Genomic DNA, 14,376 nt, shown 5'->3' with positions numbered 1-14,376 from the left:
ATATGTGCCGATAGTCCCGGCCTTGTTGATCTGGTCAACGGCTATGGCCGCGCCCACCGAAAATCTGCCTCCAATCGACGGTACGTTGCTGCCGGCCGGAGACGCTTGCTACACGGTCGCTGGGACGGAGCAGGGCAAATCCGCGGGCAACGTCCTGCGCCGTGTCGAACGCCTCGACGACAAGCGCCTGATGATCACCGTCGTTTCGCGATTCAACGGCGGCCCGCTGCTGACTAGCCGGATCGAAGTCGCGTTCCCCAGCCTGCAGCCGATCCGCATGACTGAACAAACCGACGGCGAGACCGATCTCTCGGTGCGGTATCGCGACGGCAAAGCGCGCGGGACAGTCCGCGGGGTGGACGGACGGCGCCAAACGCGTGACGTTCCACTGCCCGGACCGGTTTGGGACGACGAGACGATCGAATTCGTCCTGGCCGCGCTGCCCCTCGCCCAGGGCGCGCATTTCGACTTGCCCGTATTCCATTTTGATCGCGGGCCCAGCGTGACGAGGATCGATGTCCGGCGTTCCGTTTCGGCAGAAGGGGGCCGCAATGGTCCGACAGCCGCCTGGGAAATCGAGGCCAGCACGCGAACCGATATGACGATCAACTTCCTGGTATCGCAAACCAATCGTCGGCTGCTTGCGGTGGACGTGGGCGGCGTCCGCTCGACGCTGGGTGGCGATTGTTCGGAGCTGATCGGCTGAAGTTCGCTGGACTGCGCGTAAATCGGCGGCGTTTTCCTCCGCAACCGTCCTTGACGCGCCAGCGGTGCTTTCATAGCTGACGCATCATGACTGTTCTTACCATTCTCGAAGTACCCGATCCCGGACTGCGCGCCGTTGCCGCGCCGGTCAGCGAGATCGACGATTCGATCCGTGCCACGCTCGCCGACATGTTCGAGACGATGTACGCCGCGCGCGGCATCGGTCTCGCCGCGACGCAGGTGGGGATCGAGAAGCGCCTGGTCGTGATCGACCTCCAGGAGCCCGTGGAGGAAGGCGGCGAGCCGGTGCGCAAGCCCGTCGCGTTCGTGAACCCCGAACTGCTCTGGGTCAGCGACGAATTGGCGGTCTATAACGAAGGCTGCCTGTCGATCCCCGAGCAATATGCCGAGGTCCAGCGCCCGGCGCGGTGCCGCGTGAAATGGCTCGACGGCGACGGCAAGCCGCATGAGGAAGACATGGACGGCCTGATGGCGACGTGCATCCAGCACGAGATCGACCATCTCAACGGCGTGCTGTTCACCGACCATATCTCGCGGCTCAAGCGCGACATGATCATGAAGAAGCTGGCCAAGGCGCGGAAGGCGGCTTGATCACTGTCGAAGGCGGCTGCCATTGCGGCCATGTCCGCTTCGAGGTTCGGCTCGAGAGTGCCGATGTCGAATTGCTCGACTGTGACTGCTCGATCTGCCGCATGACCGGCTATCTGCATCTGATCGTACCCGACGCGCGGTTTCGCCAGACCGAGGGGCGGAACGACCTTACCCTCTACCGCTTCGGCTCGGGGCGGGCGCGGCACCTGTTCTGCCAGCATTGCGGAATCAAGAGCTTCTACCGCCCGCGCTCGCATCCCGATGCGATCAGCGTGAACTGGCGCTGTCTCGACGAAGACCATGGCCTGACCTCGACGATCGTGCCGTTTGATGGGGTGTATCCGGCTTAGGCGACGAGCCCAATAAGTCGTCGTGCCAATAGGCCGTCATGCCAGCGAAAGCTGGCATCTCAAGCCACATCGGCTAGCTTCGCCACATGTCGAAAGGCGGCTGGACTTACATCATGGCGAGCAAGCCGAGGGGCATGCTCTACGTCGGCGTGACGGCTTATTTAGCCGAGCGGGTGGACCAACATCGGCGGGATGTCGGGTCGGCTTATTGCCGGCGCTATGGGATCAAGGCCTTGGTCTTGGCCGAGCCGCATGATGAGATCGAATACGCGATCGCGCGCGAGAAGGCGTTGAAAGCGTGGCAACGCGCTTGGAAAATCGAGTTGATCGAAAGCTTCAATCCGGATTGGGAGGATCTGTTCGACCGGATCGCGTGATCGCTTGAGACCCCAGCTTTCGCTGGGGTGACGAGGATTGGGGAGAATCAAAACAACCCCTCGATCGCTCCCGAGGGCCCGATTCTGATCCCTTCCGCCGCGGGCACGCGCGGTAGGCCGGGCATGGTCATGATCTCGCCGCAGATCGCGACGACGAACCCGGCGCCGGCGGCCAGGCGTACTTCGCGCACCGGGACGATATGACCGACCGGCGCGCCCAGTTTCGCCGGGTCGGTGGAGAAGCTGTACTGGGTCTTGGCCATGCAGACGGGGAGGTGGCCGTATCCAGCCTCTTCCCAGCGCTTAAGCTGCGCCAGCACGCTGGGCTCGGCGGTGGCGTGTTCGGCGCGATAGAGGCGTGTGGCGACGGTGTTGATCTTGTCGAACAGCGGCATGGCATCGTCGTAGAGCGGGGCGAATTGCGCACCGCCGCCATCGGCCAACGCGGCGACGTGGTGCGCCAGCGCCTCGGCGCCCACGCTGCCTTCGGCCCAATGCGTGCAGACGATCGCCTCGCAGCCATTGGCTGCGGCGATCTCGCGCACGACACACATCTCGTCCTCGGTATCGCTATCGAAGCGATTGATCGCGACCACCACGGGAATGCCGAACTGGCGGACATTCTCGAGATGTCGAGCGAGATTGACGCCACCGCGTCGCACCGCCTCGGGGTCCGTCGTGCCCAGATCGGCCTTGGCGATCCCGCCATTCATCTTGAGCGCGCGGATCGTCGCGACGACTACCGCGGCGGCAGGCTTGAGGTCGGCCTGGCGACATTTGATGTCGAAGAACTTCTCCGCGCCAAGGTCGGCGCCGAACCCGGCTTCGGTCACGACATAATCGGCCAGACCAAGCGCCGTGTTGGTCGCGATCACCGAATTGCAACCATGGGCTATATTGGCGAACGGGCCGCCGTGAATCAGCGCGGGATTGCCCTCCAGCGTCTGGACCAGATTGGGCTTGATCGCCTCGGCGAGGAGTACCGCCATGGCGCCATCGGCTTTCAGGTCGCGCGCGGTAACCGGCTGTCGGTCGCGCGTATAGGCGACGACGATGCGGCCGAGTCGTACCTCAAGGTCCTCGAGGTCCTCTGCCAGGCACAGGATCGCCATTACCTCGCTGGCCACAGTGATGTCGAACCCGCTCTCACGCGGGAAACCGTTGGCGACGCCGCCGAGCGATTGCGCGATGTCGCGGAGTGCGCGATCGTTCATGTCGAGCACGCGGCGCCAGACGATCCGCCGCACGTCGATGTCGAGGGCGTTGCCCCAATGGATATGGTTGTCGATCATCGCCGCGAGCAGGTTGTGCGCGCTGGTGATGGCGTGGAAATCGCCGGTAAAGTGGAGGTTGATGTCCTCCATCGGCACCACCTGGGCATAGCCGCCGCCGGTCGCGCCGCCCTTGGTGCCGAAACATGGTCCCAGGCTCGGCTCGCGCAGCGCCAGCATTGTCTTCTTGCCGACCCGGTTTAGCGCGTCGGCGAGCCCGACCGACGTGGTCGATTTGCCCTCGCCGGCGGGCGTCGGGCTGATCGCGGTGACCAGGATCAATTTGCCCAGGTCGCGGGGGACCGGGAGGTGCTCGCGGATCAGCTTCGCCTTGTATTTGCCATAGGGCTCGACCGCGTCGGGCGAAATGCCCGCCCGATCGGCGATCTGCTGGATAGGGCGAAGCGTCGCGGCGCGCGAAATCTCGATATCGGAGAGCATATGTGTGGTCTTAGCCGCCCTGACCTCCAGTCGTCACCCTGCTGTCGTAACGAAATTGGGGCTGTCCCGGCACCGCCGTTCGATCTATGTTCCGGCCATTGATTGGCCTCACGGGTGGATAGTGTTTGAACTGTTGATCGTTGCGTTGGCTGCGCTCGTCGTCGGACTGGTGATCGGCTGGCTGTTCGCGTCGCGCCGCGGCGTGGCCGAATTGGCGGCGGCCAGGGTCCATGCCGAGCAACATGACGTGACTCGCCGGCAATTGACCGAGGTGACCGCCGAGCGCGACACGACGATGCGCGCGCTCGACGCGCACCAGGCGGCGTCGCGCGAGCGCGAGGCGGCTTTCGAGGCGCGGCTCGCTGAGATCGTCGCCGCGAAGGACGCACTGGCCACGCAATTTGCCGAGGTCGGGCAGCGCCTGCTCGACGAGGCGCAGACCAAATTCCTCCAGCGCGCGGACGAACGGTTCAAGGAGTCGGAAGCGACCAGCGGTCAGCATCTTCGGGCCTTGCTGCAGCCGGTCCATGAACGGCTGCAGCGCTACGAAGAGGGCGTGGCGAAGGTGGAGGCCGATCGCCGTGACGCGTTCGGTACGCTGCACGGCCAGATCGAGGCGATGCGGGTGGGGCAGGAATCGGTTCGTTCCGAGGCGTCGAAGCTGGTCAACGCGCTGCGTAACGCGCCCAAGGCGCGCGGACGCTGGGGCGAGCAGCAATTGCGCAACGTGCTCGAGTCGTGCGGGCTGAGCGAACATGCCGATTTCCAGGCGGAGGTCAGCGTCGAAGACGGGGAGGGCGGTCGGCTGAGGCCCGACGTCATCATTCGCGTACCCGGCGGCAACGCGCTGGTGATCGACGCCAAGGTGTCGCTCAACGACTATCAGGACGCGTTCGGCGCGATCGATGATGCCGAACGCGCGGCCGGGCTGGTCCGCCACGCCGCCTCGATGCGCGCCCACGTCCAGTCGCTCGGCGCCAAGGCCTATTGGACGCAGTTCGAAGAAGCGCCCGATTACGTGATCATGTTCGTGCCGGGCGAGCATTTCCTGTCGGCCGCGCTCGAGCAGGATCCGGGTCTGTGGGATTTCGCGTTCGACCGCCGCGTGCTGCTGGCGACGCCGACCAATCTGATCGCGATCGCCCGCACCGTCGCCGCGGTGTGGCGGCAGGAGAAGTTGGCGGGCGAGGCTCGGCAGATCGCCGAACTGGGCAAGGAGCTCTACGCCCGCCTAGCGGTGATGGGCGGCCATGTCGCGCGGCTGGGGCGCAATATCGGGCTGGCCAACGACGCCTATAACGCCTTTGTCGGCAGCCTGGAGACGCAGGTCCTTACCCAGGCCAAGAGGTTCGAGGATTTCAATATCGACACCGCCGGACGGTCGATCGACTCGCCGCCGATCGTCGAGCAATCGCCGCGCCCGCTGGTGAAGCTTGCGTCCGTCGGCGAGATAACGGAACGTTCGTCCGAGGCATGATCCTCGTGCCTGTAGGGGAGCGGGGCGATGACGAAAATGACTGGCTCGATGGTCGCGGCGATGCTCCTGGCCTTGCCGATGAGCGCCGCGGGACAGGATAAGGACCGAGACTCGGCCGCCGTGGCAACCATCAGTCACGCCTTCTCCGCGATCCAGGCCGGCGATCCGGCGCGTGCCTTGTCGACGGTCGACCCGGTGGTGGCGTCGTTCGAAAAAGACTTTTCGGGCGAGAAACGCCACATCTACTGTTCGCAAACCGCCGAGCAGGAAGGTTATTATGTGACCAACGCCGGGGGCGCAGGCGCTATTCGCCTCGTCCCGTCGACATGGTGCGAAGCGCTGTACGTCAAAGCATTCGCGTTGGTCGACCTCGATCGCCTCGACGATGCGCAATCGACATTCGAGCGCTTGATTACATTCGCGCCCAAGCACTCGCGCTATCTCAATGAGTTAGCATACGTTTTTCTGAAGAAGAAGGAATGGCAGCACTCGATCGACGCTTACATGAACGCCGAAGCTGCGGCCAGTTTCACACCGGAGCGGCGCGATTACGAGCGCTGTGTTTCGTTCCGCGGCATTGGCTACGACCTCGTCGAACTCGGACGGCTCGACGATGCCGAGGCTGCCTATCGAAAGTGCCTGGCGATCATCCCCAACGAACCCAAGTCGCTGGGTGAAATCGAATATATCAAGGAACAGCGCAAGAAGACGACCTGACCGGCGTTACCGGCGATGGTACGCGAGCACCTCGTACGCCATTACTGCCGTGGCCACGGCGGCGTTCAGGCTGTCCGCCTTGCCCAGCATCGGCAATTTGACCAACAGGTCACACTCAGCTTCGTACGCGTCGGGCAATCCCTGCGCCTCGTTGCCGGTAAGCAGGAAGGTCGGCGCCTCGTAGCTCGCTTCGCGATAATCGTGGTCGGTCTGCAGGCTGAGTCCGACGAGTTGGCCTGGCCCCGAGCGTAGCCAGGGCAGGAACTCATCCCAGCGCGCCTGGGCAATGGGTACGGTGAACAGCGCGCCCATGCTCGCCCGCACTGCCTCGACCGAAAAGGGATCGACGCAATCGTCGACCAGGATCAGCCCGCCCGCGCCGACGGCATCGCCGGTGCGCAGGATCGTGCCGAGATTGCCCGGATCGCGCAGCCGCTCCGCAACCAGCCAGATCGACGCGGTGGACCGGTCCAGCGCTTCGAGCGGTGTCGTGAATTCAGGAAAGACGCCGACGACAGCCTGTGGATTGTCCTTGCCCGACAATTTGGAGAGGATGTCGTGGCTGGTCTGGATCGCCTCGCCGCCGGCGGCTTCGACCGCGTCGACCAATGCGACGACCAGTGGATGCTTGGTGCTGTCGGCGGCGAAGAATAGATAGTCCGGGAGGCGCCCGGCTTCGCGCGCTTCGGTCAGGATGCGCAAGCCCTCGGCCAGGAACAATCCTTCGGCCTTGCGATGCTTCTTGTCGCGCAGGCTGCGCACCCGTTTGACCAGGGTGTTGGAGAAAGCGGTGATCTCGCGGGGCATCTATATTCCCTACAGTCGAGCACGATCAGTTCCTGCCGTCATGCCGGGCTTGTCCCGGCATCCACTGTGCAGGCCAGCGCGGCAGCAGGAGCTTCTTTTCCCGGTCTTGCCGCCCGGTGGACCCGGGCACAAGGCCGGGCGACGATTTGGCGGCTCGGCTGTTGGCGGAGGCTGTCAATCCTCGCCGAACTTGGCCTCGACCAGTTCGCACAGAGCGCCAACCGCGCTTTCCGCGCCGTCGCCATCGGCGCTGATCGTAATTGTGTCGCCCATCGCCGCGCCCAGCATCATCAACCCCATGATCGACGTGCCGGTGACCGCGGGCCCATCCTTGACCACCTGGATCTCGACCGGCTGGGTCGAAGCGAGAGTGACGAACTTGGCGGACGCGCGTGCATGCAGGCCGCGCTTGTTGACGATCTGAACCGAGCGGCTGACCGCCGGCATCAGGCAGCGGCCTCGCCGAGCGCCTCGGATGCCACCGCGATATATTTCCGACCCGCCTCGCGCGCCGCGATCACGGCGTCCACGACTTTCATCGACTTGCGCGCAGAAGCCAGGCGAATCAACATCGGCAGGTTGATTCCGGCGATGACTTCGACTCGCCCGCGTTCTAGCAGCGAGATTGCGAGGTTCGACGGCGTGCCGCCGAACAGGTCGGTCAGAACGATCACGCCCTTGCCGTCGTCGACCTTGCCGATCGCGGTGGCGATATCGGCGCGGCGCGCTTCCATATCGTCGTCAGGGCCGATCGCGATCGCTTCGACGCGCTCTTGCGGACCCACGACATGTTCCATTGCAGTGACAAATTCGGACGCGAGCCGTCCGTGCGTCACCAAAACAAGACCAATCATGCGTTGCTTACTATCCCAAACCCGTCCGCGGCGCACCCTCTAAGGAGTCCTGCGGTGCCGCCCCCAGATCCCGATGCGTGACCGTGGGCGAAAAGCCGGCGTCGCGCAACCGCTTCTCGACCCGTTCCGTGACATGAACCGAGCGATGGCGACCACCCGTGCATCCGAAGGCTATGGTTACATAGGCTTTTCCTTCGGCGCGGTAGCGGGGAAGGAGGAGCAGCAGCAGGTCCTCGATCTGTTTCATTGCCGCGTCATAGGCTGGATCGGCCGCGACATAGGCCCCGACATCGGCGTCGAGTCCCGTTCCGGGGCGCAATTTCTCGTCCCAATGCGGATTGCGGAGGAACCGCATGTCGAACACCAGATCGGCGTTGCGTGGGAGACCGCGGGCATAGCCGAAGGACATGACCGACAGCGTCGGTTCGCCTAGCCCGTCGCCGCCGAATGTCGCGCGCACCTGCTGCGCGAGCTCGTTTGAGGACAAATCGGTCGTGTCGATCAGGCGATTGGCCCAACGGCGAAGCGGGGCGAGCAGCTCGCGTTCCCGCGCGATGCCGTCGCTCGCCGGACGATCGAGCGCGAGCGGATGGCGCCGCCGCGTTTCGGCGTAACGCCGCTCGAGCTCGGCGCCACCGCAATCGAGAAACAAGGTGCCGATGTCATAACCATGCTCGGCGCGCAGTTTCTTGATGCGCTTGACGATGCTCTCGGGATCGAAGTCGCGTGTCCTTGCACCTATTCCGACCGCCAGCGGCGAATCGCTTTCGGTGCTTTCCGACAATGGCGTGCCCAGCAGCCGGTCGAGCAGCCGGAGCGGCAAATTGTCGACGGTTTCCCAGCCGAGATCCTCGAGCGTCTTGAGCACGGTCGACTTACCGGCACCTGACAGGCCGGTGACGAGCAGGATCTCCTTGGCGCGAGTCACGCTTTGCCGCCGACCAGGTGCCGCAAGGCGAGTTCGACCTTGATCGGCGCCGAGGCGGTGCGCGAATCGACCGCCACCTCGCGAATATCGAGCCCGGCGATACGGCGGACCTCGTCCGCTAGCGGTAGCCGCTCAGGCGCGTCGGTCAGGCGGATGAGCAGGGCAACCGGGATCTTCTCGACATATGGCGTCTCGAGGACGCCCAGACCGCGTACCTCAATCTTGCCCGAGATCGTGTCGGGTGGTGACGCGATCAGTTCGCCGCCGGCGCGCTGGAGCAAGGTGTAATCGTCGCTGATCAGCTGAGCGCCGCGATCGATCAGGCGCAGCGCGAGGTCGGACTTGCCGGCCCCCGATTCGCCTTCGATCAATACCGCACGCCCATCGATGGCGACGCTGGAGACATGAAGGGTTTCGAATGAGAGCCCGGTCGAGATGGCTGCCTCCCTAGCCTGGAGCGAGCGGCAGCCGGACGACAAATCTGGCCCCGCTCAGACGGTCTTCGCGCGATTCGACCGCAATCGTGCCCTGATGCCCCTCGACGATCGTCCGCGCAATGGCGAGCCCTAGTCCCGAATGCTTGCCGAATTCCTCATTCTCCGGGCGGATCGACTGGAAACGCCGGAACACAGCCTCACGCGCTTCTTCCGGGACTCCCGGGCCTTCGTCCTCGACGCGGATCACCAAGTCGCCATCCGCGACCGTCGCGGCAACCGTGATCAGACCATTGTCGGGGGAAAAGGAGACGGCATTATCGAACAGATTCTCGAAGACGCGTTCCAGCCGCGCGCCTTCGCCCATTACCAATGCGCCGTTGCGCGCGCGATCATCGAAGCGGATGCGCACTCCGCGCTCGATTCCTCGCGTAATGCGCTGCTCGATCAAGGCTGCGAGCATCGCGAGCACGTCGACCGCGTCGAACTTGGCGCGGCTGAGCTGGGCATCGAGCCGCGACGCTTCCGAAATGTCGGTGATCAGCCGGTCGAGCCGGTGGACGTCGTCGCGCACGATCGCCAGCAACCGCTCCTGCAGCGCGGGATCCTTGACGTTCGCCAGGCCGTCGACCGCTGATCGCAGCGAGGCGAGGGGGTTTTTCATTTCGTGCGTGACGTCCGCGGCGAAGGCTTCCGTGGCGTCGATCCGCGCCCGCAGCGCCTGGCTCATATCGCTGAGCGCGCGAGCCAGGCTGCCGATCTCGTCCCTGCGAGATGGCAGCCGCGGGACGACCACTTCCCGGGCGCGGCCCAAGCGGACGCGGACCGCGGCTCGTGCCAGCCGGCGCAACGGCCGCACGATGGTGCGCGCGAGGAACAGCGACAGAAAGATCGATACCAGCGTGACGATCGCAAGCACGATCCCCAACCGGAATCGTTCGAGCCGTACGGTCTGCGTGATGTCGCGGGCATTGACTGTCGTCATGACGACCTCGCCATCGCCCAAACCCGCTGCGGCCGTGATGACCGGCGTACGGTCCGGCGCGCGCCACACCGTTGCCGGAGCGGCCAGCGTGGTGCGAGCGGTGCGGACGTCGGGCCATTCGGCGCCCTCCTTGCGTTCGCGATAGAGCGGCGCGCGCGGCGCGTTGACGACGGTGTCGATCACCGCGTCCAGAAAGCGCGCGGCCTGCAGACCCCAACCCTCCTTGTTGGGATCGACCAGCACGAAATTGCGCAATCCCATCGCGCGCGTGTCGGCTATCGGCCTGCCGTCGGCGGCGAACAGCCGGATGCGGGTGTCGGTGTCGCGGGCGAGACGCAGCGCCAGGTCGCCGCGGTGATCGGCCGGCGTCGACACCATCGCCGCCGCGATCAGCCGCGCCTCGCGGCTCGCTTGGGCGGTGCGGTTGTCCAGTATCCGCGTCCGGTACGAATCGAGATAGAAGAACCCGCCGGCGAGCAGCGCCAACGCGAAGATGTTGAGCGCGAGGATGCGCGCGGTGAGCGAAATCCGACCCGACCATTTCAGCGTCAGGTCGCGGCCGTCACCCTCCGCCTCACTCCTCCGAGAAACGGTAGCCGGCGCCATAGAGCGTTTCGATCGCATCGAATTCGGCATCGACCTCGCGGAACTTGCGCCGGACGCGCTTGATATGGCTGTCGATCGTGCGGTCGTCGACATAGATGTCGTCCTGATAGGCCGCGTCCATCAGCTGGTTGCGCGTTTTGACCACGCCGGGCCGCTGCGCGAGCGCCTCGAGGATCAGGAATTCGGTCACCGTCAACGTCACATTGTCGCCGGCCCAGGTCACGCGGTGGCGCGCGGGGTCCATCTGCAGCCGGCCGCGGTCGATCGCCGTTTCGGCGGGAGGCTCGTCGCCGCCGGGGCTGGCATGGCTCAATTCGGTGCGGCGCAGGATGGCGCGAATGCGGGCGATCAACAGGCGCTGGCTGAACGGCTTGGCGATATAATCGTCGGCGCCCATGGCGAGGCCCAGCGCCTCGTCGAGCTCGTCGTCCTTGCTGGTCAGGAAGATTACCGGAATCTGGCTCTTCTCGCGCAGCCGCCGCAACAGCTCGAGCCCGTCCATCCGCGGCATCTTCACGTCGAAGATCGCCAGGTCCGGCGGATTGTCGATCAGCGCCTTCAGCGCCGTCTCGCCGTCGGAATAGACGCGGGTCAGGAAGCCCTCCGCCTGCAGCGCGATCGACACCGAGGTCAGGATGTTGCGGTCGTCATCGACGAGCGCGATGGTGGCCGTCATCGTGCGGGCATTCCCAAAACGTGTTGCGGACACGCCTAGGCGAAACCTTTGCGCCGGTAAACCATTGGCCAATTTGACGGGCGGGTTGAGCGGCTCTATGCGCCCTGAACAACGAGGATGCATACGTATGCGGGACAAACCCGCAACGTGCGATATCGGAGGAAAAATGATCGATCGAGTCCCCGCACAGGGGCTGGACGCGCAGGGCATCGCCACTGCCGCCAAGCTGTATTGGAACCTCGGAACGGCCCCGCTGGTCGAGCACGCTATCGCACGCGGCGAAGGCCATCTCGCCGCCGACGGGCCCTTAGTGGTCGCCACCGGCCGGCACACCGGGCGCTCGGCGCAGGACAAGTTCATCGTCCGCGATGCCGAGACCGAATCGACCGTCTGGTGGGGCAAGACCAACAAGGCGATGAGCCCCGAGTCATTCGCGGCGCTCAAGGCCGACTTCCTCGCCGACCTGGCGAAGCAGGATACGTTGTTCGTCCAGGATCTATTCGGCGGTTCGGAAGCGTCGAACCGCGTCAGCGTCCGTGTCGTCACGCAATATGCCTGGCACAGCCTGTTCATCCGGACGATGCTGGTCCGCCCATCGGCGCATGACCTCGCGCATTTTGCCGCCGACTATACGATCATCGACCTGCCGAGCTTCCGGGCCGATCCCGAGCGCCATGGCTGCCGCAGCGAGACGGTGATCGCGGTCAATTTCAGCGAAAAGCTAATCCTGATCGGCGGCACCGAATATGCCGGCGAGATGAAGAAGTCGGTGTTCGGGCTGTTGAACTATCTGTTGCCGGTCAAGGGCATCATGCCGATGCATTGCTCGGCCAACATAGGGCCGGAAGGGGGCTCGGCGGTGTTCTTCGGCCTGTCGGGCACCGGCAAGACGACCTTGTCCGCCGATGCCAGCCGCACATTGATCGGCGACGACGAGCATGGCTGGTCGGACGATGCGGTGTTCAATTTCGAAGGCGGCTGCTACGCCAAGATGATCCGCCTGTCGGCCGAGGCTGAGCCCGAGATTTACGCGACGACCAAGCGCTTCGGCACCGTGCTGGAGAACGTGGTGATGGATCCGGACACGCGAGTCCTCGACCTCGACGACAACAGCCTCGCCGAGAATTCGCGCGGCGCGTATCCGATCGACTTCATCCCCAATGCGTCGGCCGCCAATATGGGGCCGGTGCCGCGCAACATCGTGATGTTGACCGCCGACGCGTTCGGCGTGCTGCCGCCGATTGCGAAGCTGACGCCTGACCAGGCGATGTATCACTTCCTGTCGGGCTATACCGCCAAGGTCGCGGGCACCGAGATCGGTGTGACCGAGCCCGAAGCGACCTTTTCGACCTGTTTCGGCGCGCCGTTTATGCCGCGCCACCCGTCGGTCTATGGCAATCTGCTCAAGGAGCGGATCGCCAAGGGCAATGTCGATTGCTGGCTGGTCAATACTGGCTGGACCGGAGGCAAATATGGCGTCGGCAAGCGCATGCCGATCAAGGCGACGCGCGCTCTGCTCAACGCCGCGCTCGATAGCAGTTTGAACGACGCCGAGTTCCGCACCGATCCCAATTTCGGCTTCCAGGTGCCGGTCGCGGTGCCCGGTGTCGACAGCCACATTCTCGATCCGCGCGAAACCTGGGCGAACAAGGCCGAATATGACGCGACGGCGGCGAAGCTGGTCGACTTGTTCGTCGAGAATTTCGCGCAATTCGCGGACCATGTGGACGAAGGCGTGCGACAATCCGCGCCCCGAGCCCCCGCCACAGCAGACTAGGCTCGACGTAGGGTCGGGCCTCTCCAAAGGAAGCCCGACCAATGACCGACCATGAAATCCGATTCTTCGCCGACGACGCCGCCGTCCGCCGTGTGGGGGAGGGGTTGCTCGCCCGCACCTTGCCCAAGGCGGAGTGGACGCACGAAGCGCATCTTGCCGCCTGTCTATGGCTCCTGACCGAACGGCCCGATATCGATGTCGAGCGCGATCTGCCGGCGATCATCTCCGGCTATAACGAGGCGGTCGGCGGAGTGAATGACGCCACCCAGGGCTATCATCATACGATCACACTGACATATGTCGCGGCGATCCGGGGTGTCCTCGCGGCCATCCCCAGCGGCTTGCCATTGGCGGGAAAGGTCAACGCATTGTTGGCTGCCCCCGAAGGGCGGCGAGACTGGCCATTGACGCTTTATTCGCGCGATCGCTTGTTCTCGGCGCAGGCCCGGCTGGGCTACTTGCCGCCCGATCTTGCTTCCTGATGGGACGGCGACCGGGTATCTGACGGAAAGCTAGAGTCGTTTCGCCTCCGGCCCAGTGAAAGGAAGTTCCATGTCGTTGCTCGATGGCATTCTCTCGCAAGTAAATTCGAACGCCGACGTCCAGAACCTCGCCGCCAAGGTCGGGATCACCCCTGAGCAGGCCGAGAGTGCGATCATGGCGCTGGCTCAATCGCACACGGCGCCGGGCGATACCGTTGAAGGGGCGGCAGCGTCCACCGGCCTCGGGTCTGACGTACTGAGCCAGATCGTCGGCCATATCGGCGGCGAAGGCTCGCTCGGTCAGTTCGCGACGCTGATCAACGGCGCGGAAAATTCGGGTATCTTGGGCCAACTCGGCGGCTTGGCCTCCAGCCTGTTCGGCGGCGGCAACAAGGCTTGACGCGTCGGCCTGAGTCCAAGCGCTCAGGCCAGTTCGACCGACAAGACGCTTCCGGTGGCGCCCGTGATACGCACGAGTGCCCCGGCGGGCGCATCGGGCCCCGTAGCGGCCCAGGCGCCATCGCCGACCTTGACCCGGCCTTCGCCCGCGACGATCGCCTCGCACACCTCGACGGTCTTGCCGATCAGCTTGGCGGTCCGGTCGTTCAGGCCGTGGGATGACGCCGTCGATGGACTCTGACGATACCATCGCCGTCCAATGGCGACGGCGGCCGCGCTGAAGGCTGCGAACAACAGGGCCTGGGCGACCCAGCCCAGCCCCGGAATCGCCAGTATGACGAACCCAGTCAGCGCCGCGCCGGCGGCGATGAAGATCATGAAGAATCCCGGCGCGATGAGCTCCGCGATCGCAAGCGCAAGCGCCACGGCGAGCCAGAGGGCGCCGGGGCTCCAGTCGATTCCGAACAACGTCATGACG

Annotated in this window: 18 protein-coding genes; 9 read left to right on the top strand and 9 right to left on the bottom strand. The window is 64.7% G+C overall.

What is annotated here, in order from left to right; translation table 11 throughout:
* The first annotated feature begins 43 nt into the window (after positions 1–43).
* The 4 genes from Q0L25_RS08615 to Q0L25_RS08600 all read left to right on the top strand — a co-directional run bounded on the left by Q0L25_RS08615 (position 44) and on the right by Q0L25_RS08600 (position 2,044).
* Positions 44–706: a hypothetical protein gene (locus Q0L25_RS08615; RefSeq protein WP_296613363.1), complete on the top strand. Its 663-nt coding sequence runs from the start codon at positions 44–46 to the stop codon at positions 704–706.
* A gap of 86 nt (positions 707–792) precedes the next feature.
* Entirely contained in the window at positions 793–1,317 is a 525-nt protein-coding gene (def, locus tag Q0L25_RS08610; RefSeq protein ID WP_296613362.1) for a peptide deformylase, read from the top strand.
* Positions 1,314–1,667 (top strand): GFA family protein, encoded by a 354-nt coding sequence (locus Q0L25_RS08605; RefSeq protein ID WP_296613361.1) that lies wholly within the window; start codon positions 1,314–1,316, stop codon positions 1,665–1,667. Before def ends, Q0L25_RS08605 begins: the two co-directional genes overlap by 4 nt.
* 86 nt (positions 1,668–1,753) lie before the next feature.
* Positions 1,754–2,044 (top strand): GIY-YIG nuclease family protein, encoded by a 291-nt coding sequence (locus Q0L25_RS08600; protein ID WP_296613359.1) that lies wholly within the window; start codon positions 1,754–1,756, stop codon positions 2,042–2,044.
* Between the two features lie 47 nt (positions 2,045–2,091).
* On the opposite strand, the gene Q0L25_RS08595 is transcribed toward Q0L25_RS08600, so the two are convergent.
* Positions 2,092–3,756, bottom strand: coding sequence for a formate--tetrahydrofolate ligase (locus Q0L25_RS08595; protein WP_296613358.1), 1,665 nt, complete (start codon positions 3,754–3,756; stop codon positions 2,092–2,094).
* A gap of 133 nt (positions 3,757–3,889) precedes the next feature.
* Between Q0L25_RS08595 and Q0L25_RS08590 the strand changes: the two genes are divergently transcribed.
* Positions 3,890–5,233 carry a DNA recombination protein RmuC gene (locus Q0L25_RS08590; RefSeq protein ID WP_296613357.1) on the top strand — a complete coding sequence of 448 codons (1,344 nt, stop codon included), beginning with the start codon at positions 3,890–3,892 and terminating at the stop codon, positions 5,231–5,233.
* A 48-nt stretch (positions 5,234–5,281) separates the two neighbouring features.
* Positions 5,282–5,950: a tetratricopeptide repeat protein gene (locus tag Q0L25_RS08585; RefSeq protein ID WP_296613355.1), complete on the top strand. Its 669-nt coding sequence runs from the start codon at positions 5,282–5,284 to the stop codon at positions 5,948–5,950.
* 6 nt (positions 5,951–5,956) lie between these two features.
* Here Q0L25_RS08585 and Q0L25_RS08580 read toward each other — a convergent pair whose 3' ends face one another.
* The 7 genes from Q0L25_RS08580 to Q0L25_RS08550 all read right to left on the bottom strand — a co-directional run bounded on the left by Q0L25_RS08580 (position 5,957) and on the right by Q0L25_RS08550 (position 11,240).
* Complete coding sequence (locus Q0L25_RS08580) at positions 5,957–6,757, bottom strand: RNA methyltransferase (RefSeq protein WP_296613353.1); 801 nt, start codon at positions 6,755–6,757, stop codon at positions 5,957–5,959.
* A 174-nt stretch (positions 6,758–6,931) separates the two neighbouring features.
* Positions 6,932–7,204: an HPr family phosphocarrier protein gene (locus Q0L25_RS08575; RefSeq protein WP_296613352.1), complete on the bottom strand. Its 273-nt coding sequence runs from the start codon at positions 7,202–7,204 to the stop codon at positions 6,932–6,934.
* Positions 7,204–7,611, bottom strand: a complete 408-nt coding sequence (locus tag Q0L25_RS08570; protein WP_066810665.1) for a PTS sugar transporter subunit IIA — start codon at positions 7,609–7,611, stop codon at positions 7,204–7,206. The genes Q0L25_RS08575 and Q0L25_RS08570 overlap by 1 nt, the downstream gene beginning before the upstream one ends.
* A 10-nt stretch (positions 7,612–7,621) precedes the next feature.
* The gene (gene rapZ, locus Q0L25_RS08565; RefSeq protein WP_296613348.1) at positions 7,622–8,539 is read right to left on the bottom strand and encodes an RNase adapter RapZ; all 918 of its coding nucleotides are present in this window, start codon (positions 8,537–8,539) and stop codon (positions 7,622–7,624) included.
* Positions 8,536–8,976, bottom strand: coding sequence for an HPr kinase/phosphorylase (locus tag Q0L25_RS08560; RefSeq protein ID WP_296613416.1), 441 nt, complete (start codon positions 8,974–8,976; stop codon positions 8,536–8,538). Before Q0L25_RS08560 ends, rapZ begins: the two co-directional genes overlap by 4 nt.
* 10 nt (positions 8,977–8,986) lie before the next feature.
* Positions 8,987–10,564, bottom strand: a complete 1,578-nt coding sequence (locus tag Q0L25_RS08555; RefSeq protein WP_296613346.1) for a stimulus-sensing domain-containing protein — start codon at positions 10,562–10,564, stop codon at positions 8,987–8,989.
* On the bottom strand, positions 10,533–11,240 hold the full coding sequence (locus Q0L25_RS08550) for a response regulator transcription factor (RefSeq protein WP_296613344.1): 708 nt from the start codon (positions 11,238–11,240) through the stop codon (positions 10,533–10,535). The genes Q0L25_RS08555 and Q0L25_RS08550 overlap by 32 nt, the downstream gene beginning before the upstream one ends.
* Positions 11,241–11,406: 166 nt before the next feature.
* On the opposite strand from Q0L25_RS08550, the gene Q0L25_RS08545 reads away from it, so the two are divergent.
* The 3 genes from Q0L25_RS08545 (at position 11,407) to Q0L25_RS08535 (ending at position 13,899) form a co-directional block, all read left to right on the top strand.
* Entirely contained in the window at positions 11,407–13,017 is a 1,611-nt protein-coding gene (locus tag Q0L25_RS08545; protein WP_296613342.1) for a phosphoenolpyruvate carboxykinase, read from the top strand.
* A 41-nt stretch (positions 13,018–13,058) separates the two neighbouring features.
* On the top strand, positions 13,059–13,499 hold the full coding sequence (locus Q0L25_RS08540; protein WP_296613340.1) for a hypothetical protein: 441 nt from the start codon (positions 13,059–13,061) through the stop codon (positions 13,497–13,499).
* A 70-nt stretch (positions 13,500–13,569) separates the two neighbouring features.
* Positions 13,570–13,899, top strand: a complete 330-nt coding sequence (locus Q0L25_RS08535) for a hypothetical protein (RefSeq protein WP_296613338.1) — start codon at positions 13,570–13,572, stop codon at positions 13,897–13,899.
* Positions 13,900–13,922: 23 nt separating this feature from the next.
* On the opposite strand, the gene Q0L25_RS08530 is transcribed toward Q0L25_RS08535, so the two are convergent.
* Positions 13,923–14,372: an NfeD family protein gene (locus Q0L25_RS08530; RefSeq protein WP_296613336.1), complete on the bottom strand. Its 450-nt coding sequence runs from the start codon at positions 14,370–14,372 to the stop codon at positions 13,923–13,925.
* Positions 14,373–14,376: the final 4 nt, after the last annotated feature.

The organism is Sphingomonas sp. (assembly GCF_024508665.1).
Classification (GTDB): Bacteria; Pseudomonadota; Alphaproteobacteria; order Sphingomonadales; family Sphingomonadaceae; genus Sphingomonas.
The sequence above is the reverse complement of the archived record's forward strand: the minus strand, read 5'-3'. Positions and strand labels throughout refer to the sequence as shown.

What these genes read in the sequence shown, in the direction of transcription:
- Q0L25_RS08615 (WP_296613363.1), top strand. Translation starts at nt 44, where the DNA reads ATGGCCGCGCCCACCGAAAATCTGCCTCCAATCGACGGTACGTTGCTG.
- def (WP_296613362.1), top strand. Translation starts at nt 793, where the DNA reads ATGACTGTTCTTACCATTCTCGAAGTACCCGATCCCGGACTGCGCGCC.
- Q0L25_RS08600 (WP_296613359.1), top strand. Translation starts at nt 1,754, where the DNA reads ATGTCGAAAGGCGGCTGGACTTACATCATGGCGAGCAAGCCGAGGGGC.
- Q0L25_RS08595 (WP_296613358.1), bottom strand. Translation starts at nt 3,756, where the DNA reads ATGCTCTCCGATATCGAGATTTCGCGCGCCGCGACGCTTCGCCCTATC.
- Q0L25_RS08585 (WP_296613355.1), top strand. Translation starts at nt 5,282, where the DNA reads ATGGTCGCGGCGATGCTCCTGGCCTTGCCGATGAGCGCCGCGGGACAG.
- Q0L25_RS08580 (WP_296613353.1), bottom strand. Translation starts at nt 6,757, where the DNA reads ATGCCCCGCGAGATCACCGCTTTCTCCAACACCCTGGTCAAACGGGTG.
- Q0L25_RS08575 (WP_296613352.1), bottom strand. Translation starts at nt 7,204, where the DNA reads ATGCCGGCGGTCAGCCGCTCGGTTCAGATCGTCAACAAGCGCGGCCTG.
- Q0L25_RS08570 (WP_066810665.1), bottom strand. Translation starts at nt 7,611, where the DNA reads ATGATTGGTCTTGTTTTGGTGACGCACGGACGGCTCGCGTCCGAATTT.
- Q0L25_RS08555 (WP_296613346.1), bottom strand. Translation starts at nt 10,564, where the DNA reads ATGGCGCCGGCTACCGTTTCTCGGAGGAGTGAGGCGGAGGGTGACGGC.
- Q0L25_RS08550 (WP_296613344.1), bottom strand. Translation starts at nt 11,240, where the DNA reads ATGACGGCCACCATCGCGCTCGTCGATGACGACCGCAACATCCTGACC.
- Q0L25_RS08545 (WP_296613342.1), top strand. Translation starts at nt 11,407, where the DNA reads ATGATCGATCGAGTCCCCGCACAGGGGCTGGACGCGCAGGGCATCGCC.
- Q0L25_RS08540 (WP_296613340.1), top strand. Translation starts at nt 13,059, where the DNA reads ATGACCGACCATGAAATCCGATTCTTCGCCGACGACGCCGCCGTCCGC.
- Q0L25_RS08535 (WP_296613338.1), top strand. Translation starts at nt 13,570, where the DNA reads ATGTCGTTGCTCGATGGCATTCTCTCGCAAGTAAATTCGAACGCCGAC.
- Q0L25_RS08530 (WP_296613336.1), bottom strand. Translation starts at nt 14,372, where the DNA reads ATGACGTTGTTCGGAATCGACTGGAGCCCCGGCGCCCTCTGGCTCGCC.